Raw genomic sequence first — 19,179 nt, 5'->3', positions numbered from 1 at the left:
AAAACTCCTTTTCCGAAATGGAAAAGGAGCTTTTTTTATCTTTCATTTTCTAATTGATGTGAACGGACATACAACAACTGCCGGACAGCCTGTAAGAAAGCGAAGATTGAGATCACGCTCACCAGGGATTTCATTGAAACATCCGAATATAATACTGTCCAGAGTGATAAAGCTGCTAATATAATCGAAAGGACAAACCCCACCACGTGCCTCCATGGAGATTCGCTACTTTCGTATATAGACTCAGTGTTCATATTTTTCATTTGTGGCATATCACAATCTCCCCCTGTGTTTTGTCCGTTCTTTCTCCTACATCATATAACCAAACGACATGACCCAAATCGATCCAATGACAATAACAAAAGCGGTAAAAAGACCAAAAACAATAGCTGTGATTTGATAGGCTGCGTTTCGCTCAGTCAAGTGCATGAAGAACAATAACTGAACCAGCACTTGAAAAATAGCGAGTGTAACAATTAGCCCAATGGTCATATCAGTAGATAACGATGTCCCTATTACCAGCCATAGCGCAAGAAAGGTTAAACCAATCGAAAGCAAGAATCCAATCACGTGTTTCCATGGAAAACCCTCGTGCCCATGTGACGGATTTTGGGCCTGTGCATCAGTACTCATCTATAACACCATCCCTGTTAGATAAACTGCCGTAAAGATAAACACCCAGACAACATCGAGAAAGTGCCAATATAAACTCACAATGAATAATTTTCTTGCCGTGACAGGCGTCAATTTATACCTTGCTAATTGGATTAATACGCCTATTGCCCACAAAATACCGAGTGATACGTGAGCACCATGGGTTCCAACAAGAGTGAAGAAGCCAGACCAGAAAGCATCTGTTGTAATGGCAGCTCCTTCATGCACATAGGTGATAAATTCACTAATCTCTTCGTATAAGAAGCCAAGACCCAGGATGAGCGTTATAATCATCCAGATCATAATGCCCTTGAGATTACCGCGACGTAATTCGTAAGTGGCCAACCCACAAGTAAAACTACTCGTTAATAGCAACAGCGTTTCAATCATAAAAGCTTTAACTTCAAATAGTTCATCACGAGTCGGGCCAATCGGATTATGGTCAAGATACAAGAGGTACGTCGCAAACAAACAAGAAAATAACACAATTTCCGCGCCAAGGAAAATCCAAAAACCGAAGATCTTCAATCGCCCATCTTCGGATTGATATTCCAAGGGCGTATGAGGATCAATTGTTGTACTATGATCAGACATGTTTGTTACCTCCTGTCCTTAGATGTTCAGTTTCGGCGACTTCTTCCGCTGGAATATGATGACCCGTATCATCCTCAAACGAACGAAGCAGCATACACAATAGTACAATTGCTAGTCCTGGAATGCCCATCCAGTACCATCCAAATATAAAGCCAAATCCAGCAATGAAGAAAGCAACAGACATAATAAACGGTCGCCCTGAATCATCAGGCATGTGTATATCATGAAAGGGTCCTTCATGAATATGATTCGCTTCGCCTTTATCTTTCATTATTTTAAATGCATCCATGCCTTCCACTTTCGGCATCTTAGCAAAGTTATATTCAGGTGCGGGCGACGGTATTGACCATTCCAGTGTGCGACCACCCCATGGATCACCCGTTAAATCACGTTCACCATACCGAATGCTGTAATAAATGGCATACACGAGAATGATAAAACCAACGCCCATCAAGAAAGCACCTATCGTTGAGACAAAGTTCCAAGATGTCCAACCCATTCCTTCTGGATAAGTATAAGTTCTCCGGGTCATGCCCATCAAACCAACAAAATACTGCGGAAGGAATGTAGCATTAAAACCAATGACCCAAAACCAGAACGCCCATTTCCCTAATTTTTCATTTAGCTTGTGACCGAACATTTTTGGATACCAGTAATGGAAACCAGCAAATAGACCAAACACAGTACCAGCAATCAACACGTTGTGGAAGTGCGCCACTAGGAAATAGGTGTTGTGGTACTGATAATCGGCAGGTGCCATCGCTAACATAACGCCTGTCACACCGCCAACAACAAAGTTCGGAATAAACGCTAATGCCCACAAGTGAGCAGTGGTAAACCGTATTTTTGAGTTATATAATGTACCGAGCCAGTTAAAGATTTTAATGCCTGTTGGTATCCCAATAGCCATGGTTGATACGGCAAAGAATGAGTTCACGGGCGCATCAGCCCCCATAGTAAAGAAGTGGTGAACCCACACTAAGAAGCTCAAGCCCGAAATTAAAACCATCGACCAAACCATCGCTGTGTAACCAAACAACTTCTTACCAGCAAAGGTTGATATGACATCGGAAAAAATTCCAAAGGCCGGTAAAACAACAATATAGACTTCGGGGTGTCCCCAAATCCAGAACAAGTTCGCCCACATCATCGGCATGCCACCCGCTGCAACGGTGAAGAAGTGAGCACCAAATAGCCGGTCAATCGTTAACAAGGCTAAAGCCACGGTTAACACCGGAAAAGCAAACACAATGATCATAGACGTAATCAGGGATGACCAAGTGAACATCGGCATTTGCATCAATTTCATACCTGGAGCACGCATTTTTAAAATCGTGACCATGAAGTTAATCCCTGTCGTCAATGTACCAATACCTGCAATTTGTAAGGCAATTAAATAATAATTAATGCCAACCCCTGGACTTAATGTTGCACCAGCCAATGGTGTATAGTTGGTCCAACCGGCATCAGGTGAGCCGCCAATAACAAAAGATATATTAAATAGCATGGCGCCGAAAAAGAAGAGCCAAAAGCTCAGTGCATTCAAATAAGGAAAAGCAACATCCCGAGCCCCAATTTGTAATGGAATAGCAACGTTCATCAAACCAATGATAAACGGCATCGCAACAAAAAGAATCATAATTGTTCCATGTGTTGTGAAAATCTCATTATAGTGCTGAGAATTTAGAAACTCCAAATTCGGAAGCGCAAGCTGGGTTCGCATTAAGAGCGCATCCACGCCCCCCCTAAATAACATCAATAAAGCAGCAATGATATACATAATACCAATTTTTTTATGGTCAACGGTTTTCAACCAGTTCGTCCACAGCCATTTCCATTTTTTAAAATAAGTGAGGACAAAGACAATACCAATCACGGCCAAAATAATTGAAGCATCTGCAGCATAAATCATCGGTTGTCCCGTGACGAAAAAATCACCTAAGAATTCTTTAATCTTGTTCATAGAGTTCCGAACCTCCTCTCATGACAAAGTCAAAGTTTTTCGGATAAGACGAAAATGTCATGCGTTCAGCCAATCCTGGTTTTAGAATGTCATCAAATTTATCCTTTGACAAGTCGGGTGCGTCTTGCTTCACATTTTTTACCCATTGATCAAAGTTACTCTCTGTCTGTGAGTAGACCTTGAATTTCATGTGCGTATACCCTTCACCGGAAAAGTTAGCATTTTGCCCAAGATAAACACCTGGATCATCAGCCGCTAACCAAAGATTAGTCTTCATACCTGACATTGCATATTTCTGCCCACCTAATTCTGGTATCCAGAAAGAGCACATGGAGCCTGCAGATGTCAACACGAAATTAACCGGTCTTTCCTCAGGTATGTGTAAATAATTGACTGTTTGAATCCCTTGTTCCGGATATTGAAAAACCCATTTCCAATCAGCGGCAATGACTTTGATCGTCAAGGGTTCCGCATCTTCATATTTTTCGGGTTTGTTTTTCAAATCAAACGTTGTGGTTACTGTCGGAATCGCCAATAGAATCACGATAATAATTGGAATCCCTGTCCAAATGAATTCCAATTTCTTATTGCCTTCATATTCAGGATCATAATGTTTTTCACCAGAGCGGTTACGAAATTTCCATACAATATAAGTAAAAAGGGCAAAAACAACAACAACGATGCCCATGACCAAGTAAAACGACCACATAATCAATTCTTTCTGTCGGTCTGCAACAGGGCCATCGGGACTTAAAACAAGAACGTTATCCCAAGAACACCCTGATAACATCAGAGTTAAAATTGTAAGTAACGCTCCAGATTTAATCAAACGTCGTAACATCTCTCAAACCTCCTTCTATCTATACATCCATTGACCAACGTCACAGAATATAAAAAAACATTTTATTCATTGCTAGTATCTTCACTAGTTATATCCTATCAAATGTTTTCCCATTCTGACCGTGTTTATCACATTGTTCAACAAATCATCACGTTTTGATAAAAACTTTGTCACGTTTCCTACGCTTTTTGTTCACAATTACCTTCACAGGTTTCCCAGTGGGATATTGTTGACAGAAAAAAAGAAAATTGCTTTCGTCGGATTGCGAATTATGTCGCCCCCATCTATAATGAAAATAGTCTCAATAACTATTAATCTTTGACTAAATTATCCATATTATGGTTTTTATAAATATCATTTTTAGAGGGGGTGACATCTTATGGCATGCCCATCCTGCGGGCAACCAGTTAACGACGAAGATCGGTATTGCGCCCAATGCGGTCACCGGCTGAATACAGAAGATAAGAAGATGAACCGATTATGGTTATTACCTGCAATTACAGCATTCGCTTTCATCATCACTTTCACATCTTATTTTCTCTATCAACATCAAAAAACCGTCGACGCCATGAACTTTTTCGATAAAGGTGAACGCCTGTCACTTGATGGCGACTACACTTCAGCCCAAGCCGCTTTCCAAAAGGCTCTGGAACACCGGTCAAAGTTTCAGGCCGCTCAAAAAAATCAAAATATCACTGGCCTTGCCATTAAAATTGATGACAAAATTCAAGAAGCTAAAGCGTTGAAAAAAGATGAAAACTACCAAGAATCCTTAAATAAACTTCAAGAAGCTGAAAATGGTTTGATACAGACAAAAGGCAAAGTAGCTAACCACTTAAATGAACGAATTAAAGAGTTACGTGACAAGGTCTCAATTGCGCAGATTAACGTCAAATTGAAACAGGCTGATACGCTGACAGAATTGAAAGCTCTTTATAATCAATCGCAAAACCTTACCACAGATAAAGGTAAAGAAGTGGCAAAAACCGTTAAAGACAAAATTGTAACAATCGCCAAGCAACAGGCAACGAGTTACCTTAAAGAACAGCGTTATGAGTCGGCACAGACAGTTTTAGATAAGTCACTAGCCCTTTTTCCTGATAACAAAAATTTGCTAAGCCTTCAAAAAACAGTTAAATCCAAAAAAGAAAGTTACTTGAAGGCACAAGAACAACGATTGCAGGAAGCCCTAACGGCCGCTGAAAAAGAACGCAAACATAATGAAAATGAAGCCGTTGAAGTCGCTAATGTTAATCTGAAAGTCAATAAAAACGGGGATATGACGGTGCAAGGGACAGTTAAAAGTACGGCTACTGTGTCCATCCACTCTGTCAACGTTTATTACACAATTAAGGGAAAAAACGGCAATGTAATTAACAAAGGTTCATGTTATGCGACACCTTATAAAATTTATCCAGATGAACAAGGAACATTTAAAAATACACATTACAACGATTCTAAGAAGGCAAACAAGACTAAGAAACAACACTATCAAGTCTCCGTTAGCAAAGTCCAATGGTATCTTGATTAGACGGGTGAGTTTTTTATGAGAAAATCGACAATTGTCTATATCTTTCTGACCCTATTCATTATTTTTGGTAGTTTGGTGGGCGGCTATTTCGCCATTGAGCACTACACCAATTATACGGTTCAAGCTAATTCCGTACTGGGTCAATACAATGACAAATCAGAAGTGGGTCGTTCAAAGACACTCAGTTTAAAGAAAATCATCCATAATAGTCAGAAAGCCGTTGTTCAGGTTGAGACATCAACGACTGAAGGTAAAGTGATCGGATCTGGCTTTTTATTTAATGACAAAGGTGATGTCATTACGAATGCCCATGTTGTTGGAAAGTCTAACACCGTCTATATTAAGACAGCTGATGCCAGTAAGTATGAAGGTACGGTTATTGGTAAGGGGGAACAAACGGATATTGCTGTAATCCGGGTCCCTGGTTTAGCTGGGCAGTCCCATCTATCTCTACAATCAGACAGTAAGGTGGAAATCAGTGATGATGTCATCGCACTCGGAAGTCCACTCGGCTTTCAGAACACGGTGACCACCGGTATAATCAGCGGCGTCGGACGCAATTTCGATCTTGAAGGCTATCAATATAAAAATGTTTACCAGATTTCTGCACCGATCGCACATGGGAATAGCGGCGGCCCCCTTTTAAATCGTAAAAACGGGAAAGTCATCGGTATCAACTCGGCCGGTGTCAAAAAGGGCAATATGGGTTTCAGCATTCCAATCAATAATGTGATTAACAAAGTCAGTAACTGGTCAAAGCATCCAAAACGCAAGGTAACGGCTAATGCCGAGCCGCTTCCCATTGGTGAACAGGCATTACAATTATCCAAGCAGCAATCTAAGTATATCGTCAACTATTTTTATGACAGCATTTCCCTTGGCGACTTTGTCTCCGCCTACTCTCTGCTTGGAAGTGAGTGGCAGAAGAAGACAGCTTACAAAGACTTTCGCTCAGGGTACATCAAAACTGTCGATGTAAAAGTGCTCAGTATCAGCGCAACACGAAACAATGATGTCATGACCGTCAAAACCTTGATTGAAGCCACCAAGCGCAATAACGGCCGTAAGAAAACGAAACAGAAATACAACGCCACTTACACTATAGGTATTGAAAACGATCAATTGAAAATACTAGAAGGCAGCGCAACAAAAGCCAATCAAAATAGTGACAAAGCCGATCAAGATAAGAAAAAAGAAGAGTAAAACATAAATTAACCGCCGATCATCATCGGCGGTCATTTATTAGCATTTCTTTCAGGGACCTATCCTTTAAGTTACATTTTGATACTTTACGGGCATTTGCTAATAAAAGCAGACCATTGTCTATTGACTTGGCCTGCTCTTCATTTTATCCCCAGTAAACCTCAACAAATCACCGAAAATAACCTGATCAGAATGGTGGAGTTCCTTTTTCGCTTTTTGCATATAAGGCCAACATTTATGGCGCTTTACTTTTTCACCCGACTGGGCATCATAACAAATGTTCTGCGTATAGACGTACTTATTCGACACAAAATTACCATTTCGGAACACAACGAACTGATCGTTTTGCTTTGACAGCAAATCTTGGCCAAAAGAGACATACTGATCGGTTTTCACACCTAACAGATGCAAAAGCGTCGGTCGAACGTCAATTTCCCCGCCAACCGTATGAATCACTTGACCTTCCTGCCCAGGGACGTGAATTAGCAAAGGCACCTTTTCAAACTGAACTTCGGTCATTGGCGTTATTTTTTTGTCCAAAGCCTCTCCAAGTGCTTCACTGTATTTTTCCGAAATACCATAATGGTCACCCATGAGCACAATGACCGAATTTTGATAAAGTCCTTTTTCCTTCAGCCGTGAAAACAGGTGCTTCACTGCTTCATCCTCATAGCGAACCGTCGTAAAATATCGGTTGACAACATCTTCCTCTGTGTCAGCTTTTTGAATCAAGCGATCTTCTTTGTCCAATAAAAATGGAAAATGATTCGTTAATAATAGAAACTTCGCGTAAAATGGCTCAGATAATGATGATAAATAGGGCATAGATTGCTCGATGAATGGTATATCCTTAAGACCATAGTTAACTGAATTATTCTCTGTGACATGATAATCGCGCTTGGAGTAAAAATGGTTGTATCCTAAATTGTCATACATATCTGCACGGTTCCAAAAATCTCGGACATTACCGTGTAAAGCGACGGACGTGTAACCTTGCTTCCCCAAAATATCCGGCAGACTATTGTAGGCATTCTCAGGTTTCCTTACAAATACCGATCCGCTCGGCAACGGATAAAGACCCGTATCCACCATTAATTCCGCATCAGATGTCTTGCCTTGAGCCGTCTGATGATAAAAGTTATCAAAATAATAGCTGTGTTCCTTGAGTTTGTTCAAAAACGGTGTGACCGCTTCCCCGTGCAGTTTCTTATCAATCGCGAAGCCTTGAGTCGATTCCAGCATGACAAAAATTAAATTTTTCCCCTCGGCAACACCGAATGAATCTGCTGGTCCCCCCTTCACGTTATTCTGGACAACATAATCCTCTGTCTCCTCCGTATCCAGTCCGTCAGCCATAGCTTTATTAAATGGATGAGAGATTTGCAGACCGATATCATATAAATGATAGTTGAATAGACCGAGCGACGATACCAGCAATTCACGGTTATAATATTTTGAAAGAAACTGGGGGTGACTGATGAGCGACAAACCCATGCTTAAAGCTATAATAGCAACACTTGTCCCCGCGACCTTGTATTTCAACCGCTGGGTCATGAAACGTCCGTTTATTTCACGCCGTTTCATCAACCAAATGAGAATGGGAATATCCAAGAACAACAATACATCCCATCCATGAATCAACTCCAGTGTGCTTTGGCTGAGCCCGCCAACGTTTTGAAATTGAAACAAGACCGGTACCGTTACAAAATCAATATAAAAGCGATAATAAAGCATGTTAGCATATAAAATGCCGGTAACAACGACAACCAAACAGATGACGAGCCACGGGCGCAACTGTTTAGAAAAGAAAAAGCTGCAACCAAGGATCAAAGCAATAGAACCAATAGGATTGAGAACCAGTACGATTTGCTCAAGAAACGAATGGGCTGGAAAGTCAAAAACGAGCTTATAAACAACATAAATTTTGATCCATATCATCAAAGTCGCTAATACATAGAATAAAAAGGCTGATAAAGGCCGCTTAGTGTTTAATAATCGAATGATGATGACCTCCTGCCAGTGTAGAGATATGTTCCAGCTCAGCGACCGCACCTTCGATTTTGTCTGCAGAATGATCCCCCATCAAGGATAATTGAATCCAATTCCGCATTAACAAGTAATCACTTTGATAACTGACATGATACCCTTTCTTAAATAATTGATCACCGACAGATTGTGAGGATAAAGCATCAGGAAGTTCAATGGTAATAACAGCCGGGGACGTCTGCCTGTCATCCCCCACTAACTGAAAGCCTTTCTCTACCAATACTTCTCGCAGCCATCGAGCGTACTTTTGCAGTTCATCGTTCATCGTTTGCTTGCCTCTTTCTCTAAGCGCTGTCAGTAACGACGATACGAGATTGGATGAATGCGTGAACGGCACACCCTCTTTTTTAGCATACAAACCAAGGTCAAGATACCGTGGTAATTGCTCGGAAGGCCGGACATTGTGATTGTAAAAAACAATCGTCAATCCTGCGTAAGACCCCAGCGCTTTACCACTTACTGTTGTCGCTAAATAAACTTGCCCAAGGTCAATTGGAATCGCGCCGATGGAACTGCTGCCATCCAGACACAACTTGACATCATACTGTTTTGACAAAGTCATTAAGGTCTCAGCATCAAAAACATAACCCGTCGATGTTTCACAGTGAACCGTCCAAATCCATCCAATCTCAGGATGATTACTTAAAAAGTGTTCAATTTCCTTCTGATTAAAGGGTGTTCCCCATGCCTTTTTCAAGACTTCAAATGACAGTCCAAATCGGCTAGCATGGTCAACTAATCGCTCACCAAATTCACCGCCCACAAGAATCAAACCCGGTTCTTGCAAAAGCGACAATTGACCGGCGACCACATCATTACCTAATGTACCCGTACCGACGAATAGTTCAGCATGAGCTGCACCAGTATAGTTACACAATGCGGTTTTCGTACGGTGCAGCTCATCCTTGAAAGCATTCGAACGATGCGACAATGGCTCAACGCCCATTGCCTGTCGAACATCTTTGGAGACATTAACAGGACCCGGAAGCAAACTATAAGTCTGGCTTTGGCGCTCAAGGACCCGTTTAAAGGCCACAGTCTTCCGATCAAACCGCTCCTTAGTTAAGTACATCGGCTGATATTGCGCCTCACCCGTTCCGACCAAGGGCCCGAATGATTTGAAACCAAGATGCCGGTACAACTTTTCCTGTCTCGTTGTTCCCGAAATGAGTGCCATATCGTAGCCATTCTCAAGACAATAGGAAACCAAAGTTTCACACAAACCAAAAAAAACACTTGTATGCCGATAGGACTTTTTGACCGATAATAAGCGGATTTCACATGCTGAAAATCCATCCGGTAAATAATCATCTAAATGATCTAATTTTTGATCAAGAGAAAAAGGACGGTTGCCGCGGATAGCAATCATGCCGACAAGGACACCGCCATCAAGAGCAATGATGTAAGTATTTTCATCATGGAAACGATCGATCAGCTGCCGTTCCGAATTTTGCTCATGCTGGGGGATTTCTTCCACAAAAGTTTCATAATTGAGTGCATAGATTTGTCTGAATTCATCAGACTTTGATGCTATCTTATATGTAAGGGATGTTGTTTGATTGTTCATCTTCTTCCTCCTCAGACACGCCACTCTTATCTTTTCGTAAGTTTGTCCGATGGGCATAAAGTAACAAGGCCGCCATTAGAAGCAAACCCACACACATCACCCACGAATGCTGCTGAACGATAAGGACGAGCGGTAAAACGCTAATGGTGAGCAAGCCACTGATCGTAAAGCGTCGCAGCCATAACCAAATGATTATAAATAGACCAACTAAATAGAAAGCCAACCATCCATTGATGGTAAGAATAACACCTAGATAAACAGCAATGCCTTTTCCACCTTTAAAGCCAAGTTGGAACGGCCAGAGATGGCCAAGCACAGCAGCTAAACCACAGATTATGACCCAAAACTCATTTATATTTAACCATATAGCTGGAGTAACGGCCAATACACCCTTCAGCATATCACCGAGTAATGTTAAGATAAACCCTGGTTTACCTAGGTATCTACTAACATTGCGAGCCCCGGGATTGCGACTTCCCATTGTTCTGATGTCTTTTCCAGTACGGATCCTGTATAGGTAATAGCCGGTGATAAAACACCCAAATAAATAAGCAACGATGATCAATCCATATGGCAGAACACCCACATGACCGCCCCCAAATCTTTGTCATGTCAATAGTAGCAAGACCTTCAGAAAATGACCAGTCTTAATTTGAAAATATCGTCAATTTTTCTTAACTATACAATGATCCCTTTTAAACAGTGCCTGCTTAAAAGGGATCATCGCAAATGGTTGCAGCCAAGCTATTGTTTCTCAGACGAATCCTCAAACAAGGCCTTATATTCACCGTAACCTTCTTGATCCAGATCAACTTTCGGTATAAATCGCATGGCAGCAGAGTTGATACAGTATCTAAGGCCATCTTTGCCCGGCCCATCGTCAAATAAGTGACCGAGGTGTGAATCGGCAAATTTGCTGCGAACTTCTGTCCGGATCATCCCATGGCTTTGATCTAAGTCCTCATTAATATGATGTTTGTGTAACGGCTTGGTGAAGCTCGGCCATCCGCAACCAGCGTCATATTGGTCTTTTGAACTGAACAACGGCTCACCTGATACGATATCAACGTAAATGCCTTCCTGCTCATTGTCGTAGTATTCATTCTCAAAAGGACGTTCCGTCGCATTTTCCTGTGTCACCTTATATTGAATATCTGACAATTCCTGCTTCAGTGTGTCCTTATCCTTGGCCAATTGCCAATGATGTTCAGTAAAACCTTTACGTCCGGAGCCTTCGTAATAACGGCTATAATGGAATGGATTTTTCTTATAATAGTCTTGATGACCTTCCTCTGCTGGATAAAAAGTAGCTGCTGGTAAAATATCCGTCACAACCGGATCTTGGAATTTCCCACTAGCATCCAAATCTTGCTTAGACTTTTCAGCGAGTTGTTTTTGCTTGTCATTGTGATAATAGATCGCTGTCTTATAATGTTCACCACGATCATGAAATTGGCCGCCAGCATCAGTTGGATCAATGTTCATCCAAAAAATGTCGAGCAATTTTTCGTATGGAAAAACAACCGGATCATAGGTGATTTGAACGGCTTCCCTGTGACCCGTTCGATCTGTTGATACATCCGCGTAGGTTGGATTTTCCGTTGTACCGCCCGTATAACCTGAAACCACTCCATGGATCCCCGGCATTTCATCAAATGGTTTGACCATACACCAGAAACATCCACCGGCAAAGGTTGCATGCTCAAGCTTTTTTTCTGTCATCAATAACACCCCTTAACATCATTTCTCTTTAATTTTAGCGCCGTATCAAGCTTTTATCCAAGTACGGTGCTTAAAACTACCATTGATTATGAGTAACATATGTACCGGCGGCCAAATCATGAATACTTCGTTTGTCCGCCCGCAATCCAACCATAAATGCACTGACAATGCCGCCAATACCCAATGTGATCGTAAAGCTTATGGCCATGGTCAAATACCTTATAAGCATCGTCCAAATCGTTACATTCTCACCATCCACTTTAACGATACGAATCCCCATTGCCCTCTTTCCAATCACATAACCGTGCCAATAGACAGGGACAAGAATCCAATATAATGCGAGGAGAATATCCGTCCACCAGCCTCCCATAAATGTATCCTCTGTTGTCACTTGACCCGTTATTAAATAAATCACAATTGATATTGGGATGCCCGTTGCTAATCCATCTAATATTGAAGCGACTAGACGAATCCAAAAGCCGGCGGGGCGATCAATTGTCATTGTTCAACTCCCCCCTTTTTTAGTTGCCTTAATAAGCAAACTCAGCTGCGCTTTTGCCCGCGTTATACCCAGTGGTAAATGCTGCTGTGATATTATAACCGCCTGTGTAACCATGGATATCCAAGACTTCCCCACAGAAAAACAAGCCTTGCATCCATTTCGATGCCATTGTTTTCGGATGGACTTCTTTTAATGACACGCCGCCACCGGTAATAAAGGCTTTTTCAATAGACAGGGTTCCGTTTACTTTGACAGGAAAGACCTTTAACGCTTGGGCTAACTCACGAGCAGCTGATTTTGGTAATTCATGATAATTGGTTTCACCGCTCAATCCGATTCGTTCTAATAGAAATAGGAGATACCGTTCAGGAACGAGCCCTTTCCAAACATTTTTTACAGCCTTTTTTGGATCGTTCTTGCTTCGTTTTATCAACATTTGGACAACTTGTTCTTCATTATTGTCGGGTTGAGTATCAATGCTGATATCCAGCGTATCTACCGCAAACTTTTTAAGCGCCTTAACGATAAATTGGCTGCATCGCAGTACCGCCGGGCCAGATAGACCAAAATGAGTAAAAATCATATCCCAGCGATGCGTAATGATCGCTTTACCTTTCGGATTATGTACCGTTAATGCTACATCCTGAAGTGATAAGCCTTGGAGTGTCTTATTTTTAATAAAAGGCTCATTTGATGTAACGGGGACTTCGGTTGGATACAATTCAGTGATGGTATGCCCAGCCATTTTCGCCCATGCGTATCCATCACCTGTAGAACCTGTCCGCGGGACTGACTTGCCGCCAACGGCAATGATGACATTGGTAGCCTCTATTTTCTGACCTGACTTTAACTTGATACCCTGCACCGATTGTCCGTTATACAGAACCGTTTCGACCGGTTCATTTGTTCTGATGTCAACATTCAAATGCTTTATTTTTCGTAAAAGGGCATCAACAACGGTTTTTGCGGAATCCGATACCGGGAACATACGTCCGCGGTCTTCTTCCTTAAGGGCAATACCAAGGTCCTCAAAGAATTGGATAATCGCTTCATTATCAAACGTGGCAAACGCACTGTATAAAAACTTCCCATTTCCCGGGAGATATTCAACTAATTCTCTAGCAGGCTTCCGGTTCGTTACATTACAACGGCCGCCACCTGAGATTTCTAGTTTGCGCCCAAGCTTATTACCTTTATCAACTAATAAAACGGCAGCGCCATGTTCAGCCGCTGAAACTGAGGCCATTAAACCCGCAGGTCCGCCGCCAATTACAATAACATCATAACTCAATCGTAGCCACCTCATTTCCATCCTTATACAATACCATATATTGTTGACTGAACAAAGATGGGTGAGCTTGGCACGTATTGAATCATCGTCCGCCTGCTGACTGTAAAACGATACTCATTGCAAAAACCCGGCCTCAGCCGGGTTTTCTTCATCATTTATTTAGGCATTCGCTAAGGATGAATCTTCACTTTCATCTTCATCGTGCTTCTTCTCAGTTTCTGACACAACTACCGCGCAGGCAGCATCGCCCGTAATATTAAGAGCTGTCCTTGTCATATCAAGAATCCGGTCAACACCAATAATCAAGCCAATCCCTTCGACAGGCAAGTTAACTTGGTTAAGCACCATCGCCAGCATAATTAAACCAACGCCTGGTACACCTGCTGTTCCAATACTGGCCAATACAGCCGTCAAAACAACTAAGACTAACTGTGTGAAAGCCAGGTCTGACCCATACACTTGAGCAATAAATATGGTTGCTACACCTTGCATAATTGCCGTACCATCCATATTAATGGTCGCACCCAATGGCTGAACGAATCCGCTAACCGACTTCGGCACCTTCAAATTCTTTTGCGCCATATCCATGGACACCGGCAATGTTGAACTACTGCTAGAGGTACTAAAGGCAACCGTAATTGCTGGTAAAAAACCTTTGAAAAATTGAATCGGACTGCGTTTTGCAATAAAGGCAACGGCTGACCCATAAGTAACAAAAGCATGAACAAATAGGACCAACAAAACAACGATCATATATAATCCCATCGCTTTTGCAGCATCCCATCCCATTTCACCGACAGCGGAAGCCACCAATCCGAACGCACCATATGGCGCAAATTTCATGATGACATTGACAAGATACATCATTATATCATTGCCCTGTTCGATTAGCTTCTTAATTCCCTCTGTCTTTTTGCCCAACATCGTCAAAGCCAATCCAATAAAAATCGAGAAAGCAATGATTTGTAACATGTTACCTTCCACCATTGCCTGAATCGGGTTCGTCGGAATAATGCTCGTGAACGTGTCAACCACAGATGGCGCTTCTTGACTCTCATACGCCGCTCCAGAAGTATCAATATTCCCAAAATTACCGGGTTGAATCAGGTAAGCAAACGCAATAGCCAATGAAATCGCTATAGTTGTTGTTATTAAAAAATAAACAATCGTTTTCCCACCGATTCGACCCAACTTTTTTGGATCACCCAAACCAGCTGTCCCAAGAACAATCGAGAAAAACACGATCGGAACAACTAACATTTTAATAAGGTTGAGGAAAATCGTTCCTAAAGGATTGAAGAAATACTTATCAATGGGCTGGAACACGTCGGGTGCAAATAAATTAAGTAATAGACCGATAGCAAAACCAGCGATCAAATAAATGATAATCTTCGCTGTGAGTTTCATGTTGTTTCCCCCTTTTATCATCATTTTTCAAAGATTGAGCTTAAAAACCAGACAAGTCACATAACTCGTCTACATTGGTATTCAATTGTTATCATCAATATAAAGAGGTATTTGTGGAAAATCCATTGTTTTAACATGCTTCTCAAAAGCACTTTAAATTGAATAGGAAATGAGTTGGGGTATAGTGAGCAACAACTGCACATTAAATTTTTGTGAAAATCGCCATACTTATATTAAAATATGAATAAGTCAAAGTGTCAAGGTCATAATTTTCCAATAACAACTCAATGGCCTTTTAAAGGACGTGAATGAATGACTCCTGAAATTGAAACTGTGATTATTGGAGGCGGGCCAGCAGGGATTGCTGCTGCGGTATGGTGTCAGCGTTTGGAGATCAAACACTTCATGATCGAGAAACGCCCAACGTTAGGTGGGCAACTTGAAAACATCAAAAACAACATTATGGATTATCCGGGGCTGCCTCATGTTACAGGTGAGAACATGCGGCAAGCATTTATCCAACACTTAAAACAAATGACGGATCATTATGAAACAAACTGTTTGATAAAAGACCTTAATTTGAGCCATCGTACCCTAACTTTATCTGACCAAAAGGGGCACAACCGCAGCCTATCTTTTCAATCTCTCATCATCGCTACTGGAGCGGCGCCTAAACGATTACATATTTTAGGTGAATCTGAATTAACGAGACATAATGAGGTCTATTCAGCATCACGTGATGCCCATCTTTTTAACAACAAACATGCAGTTGTGATTGGTGGAGGTGACCGCGCGTTTGAAGGCGCATTTCTCCTCGGAGAGGCGGGGGCGAATGTCACATTAATTCACCGTTCGAACCGGTTTAAAGCGCAGCCATCGTTCCAGAAACGTGTATGGCATCATCCCAACGTTCAAATGATGACACATGCCGAGGTCACGCGGATTGATGTTAACCAAACGGGGCAAACGATTGAGATTATTAAAAATGGCGCAGATAGAAAAATCATGGACGTAGACGGTATTTTTATTAGAATTGGCGTTGAACCGAACAGCCACCCGTTTCAGTCATTCATTAAAACGGATCAAAGCGGCTATATCAAGACTAACGAAGTCATGCAGACGAGCAGTCCATATATTTACGCTATTGGCGATGTTTGTACGCCTCCTGAATATTCAAGTTTGTCATCCGCCACTGGACAAGCGATGCTAGCTGCAAAAGCGATAACCAATCAAAGTGAACAAAATTAACTTATTTAGCCAAATGGTTGCGATGAGCATAAATAGCGGCTTGAGTGCGATCTTCAACTTCTAATTTGGACAAAATGTTTGTGATATGCGTCTTGACAGTCTTAATAGCGATAAATAACTCGTCCGATATTTCTTGGTTGGTTCTGCCATCGGCAATTAAGCATAAAATTTCTTTTTCCCGCTCTGTCAGAGCCTCATGCGGCTTGAACTCCGTCTTATCACGCATGCGTGATAAGACTTTGCCAGTCACCTTCGACTCAAGCACTGGTTGACCTCGCATTGCCGAGCGTATGGCTTCCGCAATATCCTGTGCTCGGGAGGTTTTTAATAAATAGCTCATGGCGCCTGCTTCAATTACAGGATAGACTTTGTCATCATCAATAAAGCTCGTTAGCACAATGATCTTTGGGTTATCTTGCACGCGGCAAATTTCCTTTGTTGCTTCAACCCCATCCATGCCTTCCATAACGAGATCCATCAATATCACATCGGGTTGGCGTTCCGCAGCCAACTGAACGCCTTCTTCGCCATCCGAGGCTTCTCCGACCACCTTTATATCTGATTGTGATGATAAAAAGGCCGATAAGCCCATACGTACCATTTCATGATCATCGACTAACAGGACTTTAATCATATCCATCCCCCTCTTGTTCCAACAATGGTATTTTAACCTCAATTTGTGTCCCCTTATCTGGAAAAGACACAATTTCAGCAACAGCCCCAATTTCATGGGCGCGTTCTTGAACCGAACGCAAACCATAGGACGCTCGCTTCTGTTCATCCATATAAAATCCCACACCATCATCAATGATTTTCAAATGGAGTTGTCGATTTAACACATGTAGGCGCAGACTGACCTTTTGGGCCTGTGAATGTCGGAAAACATTTGATAGACCTTCTTGGACAATCCGAAAAAGGTGGTCCTCAACACCTTTGGTGAGCCGAGGGATATCATTAATTCGCCAATCCATATTAAGGGATTGCTTAGCTTGAAACTCTGTTAAAAGATCCTCTATCCCTTCCTTTAGACCTTTCCCTTCCAAAGTTGCTGGCCGCAAATGCAGCAACAATGCGCGCATCTCATTTTGAGCATTGCCCGCCATGTTTTCAATCATGCCTAACTGTTGCGCAGCTTGGCCATCCATTTGTTCATCAGCTGTTTCTAAAATCGCTGATGACATCATAGAAATAGCAAATAATTGCTGACTAACAGCATCATGCAGTTCACGCGCCAGACGCTGTCGTTCTTCCGTGACTGCCGCCTTTTTCATTTGCTCATTCCACTCTGCCTTCTCAGACGACAGTTTTTGTAAGGAAGCCACTTGTTTTTCAATTTGAACGGCCATTTGGTTCAAATGTTCAGCGACCATTCCTATTTCATCCTCGCCTAACTCTGGAACCCTATAAGTGAAATCGCCTCGCTCATACTTTAAAATGGATTCTGCGAGACGTTCGAGTCGTTTTTTTAACAAATTACCATAAATATAACCAGAGATACCGCCAATCACTAATGCAATCACCAGTAACCACATAGCAAACGGTATAAGCAGCCATCGTCCAGTTAGTAAAAATTCAGGATCCAAATGATGAGTTGAGTAGATCATACCAACTGTCAATAGTGCGGATATGACTGCTATCCACAGGCCAAAACGCAGCATGCGCCATTGGATATTCGTCAATTTCTTCTGCCCCATCTATAAATACCTCACATCGATGTCACCGATAAATAGGGATAGAATCAGTTTCACTTGACGGGTTGATGTTGGATAGTCTTTTGTTTGGAGAGACAAGTGACGATTGATGCCGCCTTGATTATGACCCATCACCTCAAGGTCACCAATCGTGACCGATGCATTCACTGCAACGTCCAAGTCATAGGGAATATAAACATCAATATCACCGACCCATCCATTAATCATAATGACGGTTTCACCTTCTGAAATGATCGCCTTTGTTAAATCGATTTTTACATCGCCGACCCCATGCCAGATATTCATGTCATCTAGTTCAAAACGTTGATTCATCAAACGTAAGTCACCGATTAGCGCACTTCTGATTTTCGGTGTAGTCACAGTCACATGATCATAACCAACCGTCTTTTTCGTCTTTTGTGCTCGTTCTTCTGCACGCCGGCGTTCCTTTTTTAATTGCTCAATTTCCTTATCGATCCAGTCATCGTCGTCTTCCTTCATTTCTGTCGCACTATTCGAATGTTTGGCCTTCTTATATTTTTTATCCGTTCTCTTACCTTTACTTTTCCCGCTTAATAAACGATAACCGAAATAAATAAAGAGACAGGCCACCACCAATCCACCGATATCTATGTTCAGAAAATGATTAGCGAAGGCGATGATTCCTAATATAAAAAACGTGTAAGCAATATAACGATGACCATAATGATAACTAAGCACACCAATAAGTACGAGGAATGCTGGTCCTACCAACATGCCGCCAATGCCAACAACGTTAAGAAAAATAATCGTCCCAATTATAATGATAATGATTCCTATATACTGATTGCCTGATCGCCGCATCACATCGCCTCCCTTCTAAAGTGTCTGTCTTTACCTATTGTATCAACCTTTGGGTCTGAAATGTGAATACAAGTTG

At 41.8% G+C, this 19,179-nt stretch carries 17 protein-coding genes; 3 read left to right on the top strand and 14 right to left on the bottom strand.

Annotated elements, in window-relative coordinates; all coding sequences use genetic code 11:
- Positions 1-309: 309 nt before the first annotated feature.
- Genes qoxD through qoxA form a run of 4 tightly spaced genes read right to left on the bottom strand, consistent with a single transcriptional unit; the run spans position 310 to position 4,052 of the window.
- The gene (qoxD, locus tag B9Y89_RS07155; RefSeq protein WP_085522551.1) at positions 310-633 is read right to left on the bottom strand and encodes a cytochrome aa3 quinol oxidase subunit IV; all 324 of its coding nucleotides are present in this window, start codon (positions 631-633) and stop codon (positions 310-312) included.
- Entirely contained in the window at positions 634-1,248 is a 615-nt protein-coding gene (gene qoxC / locus B9Y89_RS07150) for a cytochrome aa3 quinol oxidase subunit III (protein WP_085522550.1), read from the bottom strand.
- Positions 1,241-3,202: a cytochrome aa3 quinol oxidase subunit I gene (gene qoxB / locus B9Y89_RS07145; RefSeq protein ID WP_441351471.1), complete on the bottom strand. Its 1,962-nt coding sequence runs from the start codon at positions 3,200-3,202 to the stop codon at positions 1,241-1,243. Before qoxB ends, qoxC begins: the two co-directional genes overlap by 8 nt.
- Positions 3,198-4,052: a cytochrome aa3 quinol oxidase subunit II gene (gene qoxA, locus B9Y89_RS07140; RefSeq protein WP_085522548.1), complete on the bottom strand. Its 855-nt coding sequence runs from the start codon at positions 4,050-4,052 to the stop codon at positions 3,198-3,200. The genes qoxB and qoxA overlap by 5 nt, the downstream gene beginning before the upstream one ends.
- 379 nt (positions 4,053-4,431) lie before the next feature.
- Here qoxA and B9Y89_RS07135 point away from each other — a divergent pair, with 379 nt between their 5' ends.
- Positions 4,432-5,583, top strand: coding sequence for a zinc-ribbon domain-containing protein (locus B9Y89_RS07135; RefSeq protein WP_085522547.1), 1,152 nt, complete (start codon positions 4,432-4,434; stop codon positions 5,581-5,583).
- A gap of 15 nt (positions 5,584-5,598) precedes the next feature.
- On the top strand, positions 5,599-6,786 hold the full coding sequence (locus B9Y89_RS07130) for a S1C family serine protease (RefSeq protein WP_085522546.1): 1,188 nt from the start codon (positions 5,599-5,601) through the stop codon (positions 6,784-6,786).
- 120 nt (positions 6,787-6,906) lie between these two features.
- Here the strand turns inward: B9Y89_RS07130 and B9Y89_RS07125 are convergent, their stop codons facing one another.
- The 7 genes from B9Y89_RS07125 to B9Y89_RS07095 all read right to left on the bottom strand — a co-directional run bounded on the left by B9Y89_RS07125 (position 6,907) and on the right by B9Y89_RS07095 (position 15,321).
- Complete coding sequence (locus tag B9Y89_RS07125) at positions 6,907-8,724, bottom strand: LTA synthase family protein (protein ID WP_085522545.1); 1,818 nt, start codon at positions 8,722-8,724, stop codon at positions 6,907-6,909.
- A 43-nt stretch (positions 8,725-8,767) separates the two neighbouring features.
- Complete coding sequence (locus B9Y89_RS07120) at positions 8,768-10,399, bottom strand: aminotransferase class V-fold PLP-dependent enzyme (protein ID WP_085522544.1); 1,632 nt, start codon at positions 10,397-10,399, stop codon at positions 8,768-8,770.
- Positions 10,368-10,985: a glycerol-3-phosphate acyltransferase gene (locus tag B9Y89_RS07115; RefSeq protein WP_085522543.1), complete on the bottom strand. Its 618-nt coding sequence runs from the start codon at positions 10,983-10,985 to the stop codon at positions 10,368-10,370. The genes B9Y89_RS07120 and B9Y89_RS07115 overlap by 32 nt, the downstream gene beginning before the upstream one ends.
- A 158-nt stretch (positions 10,986-11,143) precedes the next feature.
- Complete coding sequence (gene msrA, locus B9Y89_RS07110) at positions 11,144-12,121, bottom strand: peptide-methionine (S)-S-oxide reductase MsrA (protein ID WP_085522542.1); 978 nt, start codon at positions 12,119-12,121, stop codon at positions 11,144-11,146.
- A 76-nt stretch (positions 12,122-12,197) separates the two neighbouring features.
- Positions 12,198-12,623 carry an RDD family protein gene (locus tag B9Y89_RS07105; protein ID WP_085522541.1) on the bottom strand — a complete coding sequence of 142 codons (426 nt, stop codon included), beginning with the start codon at positions 12,621-12,623 and terminating at the stop codon, positions 12,198-12,200.
- A gap of 28 nt (positions 12,624-12,651) precedes the next feature.
- Positions 12,652-13,914, bottom strand: a complete 1,263-nt coding sequence (locus B9Y89_RS07100) for a BaiN/RdsA family NAD(P)/FAD-dependent oxidoreductase (protein WP_085522540.1) — start codon at positions 13,912-13,914, stop codon at positions 12,652-12,654.
- A gap of 159 nt (positions 13,915-14,073) precedes the next feature.
- Positions 14,074-15,321, bottom strand: a complete 1,248-nt coding sequence (locus tag B9Y89_RS07095) for a dicarboxylate/amino acid:cation symporter (RefSeq protein WP_085522539.1) — start codon at positions 15,319-15,321, stop codon at positions 14,074-14,076.
- Between the two features lie 312 nt (positions 15,322-15,633).
- On the opposite strand from B9Y89_RS07095, the gene B9Y89_RS07090 reads away from it, so the two are divergent.
- Entirely contained in the window at positions 15,634-16,569 is a 936-nt protein-coding gene (locus tag B9Y89_RS07090) for an NAD(P)/FAD-dependent oxidoreductase (RefSeq protein ID WP_085522538.1), read from the top strand.
- Position 16,570: 1 nt separating this feature from the next.
- On the opposite strand, the gene B9Y89_RS07085 is transcribed toward B9Y89_RS07090, so the two are convergent.
- The 3 genes from B9Y89_RS07085 to liaF are packed head-to-tail and all read right to left on the bottom strand — an operon-like array spanning position 16,571 to position 19,103.
- Positions 16,571-17,203 carry a response regulator transcription factor gene (locus B9Y89_RS07085; RefSeq protein ID WP_085522537.1) on the bottom strand — a complete coding sequence of 211 codons (633 nt, stop codon included), beginning with the start codon at positions 17,201-17,203 and terminating at the stop codon, positions 16,571-16,573.
- Positions 17,196-18,263: a HAMP domain-containing sensor histidine kinase gene (locus B9Y89_RS07080; protein WP_085522536.1), complete on the bottom strand. Its 1,068-nt coding sequence runs from the start codon at positions 18,261-18,263 to the stop codon at positions 17,196-17,198. Before B9Y89_RS07080 ends, B9Y89_RS07085 begins: the two co-directional genes overlap by 8 nt.
- Positions 18,264-19,103: a cell wall-active antibiotics response protein LiaF gene (gene liaF / locus B9Y89_RS07075; protein WP_085522535.1), complete on the bottom strand. Its 840-nt coding sequence runs from the start codon at positions 19,101-19,103 to the stop codon at positions 18,264-18,266.
- Between the last annotated feature and the right edge of the window lie 76 nt (positions 19,104-19,179).

Origin of the sequence: Tuberibacillus sp. Marseille-P3662 (genome assembly GCF_900178005.1) — a bacterium.
In the GTDB taxonomy this organism is placed as follows: Bacteria; Bacillota; Bacilli; order Bacillales; family Sporolactobacillaceae; genus Marseille-P3662.
The sequence above is the reverse complement of the archived record's forward strand: the minus strand, read 5'-3'. Positions and strand labels throughout refer to the sequence as shown.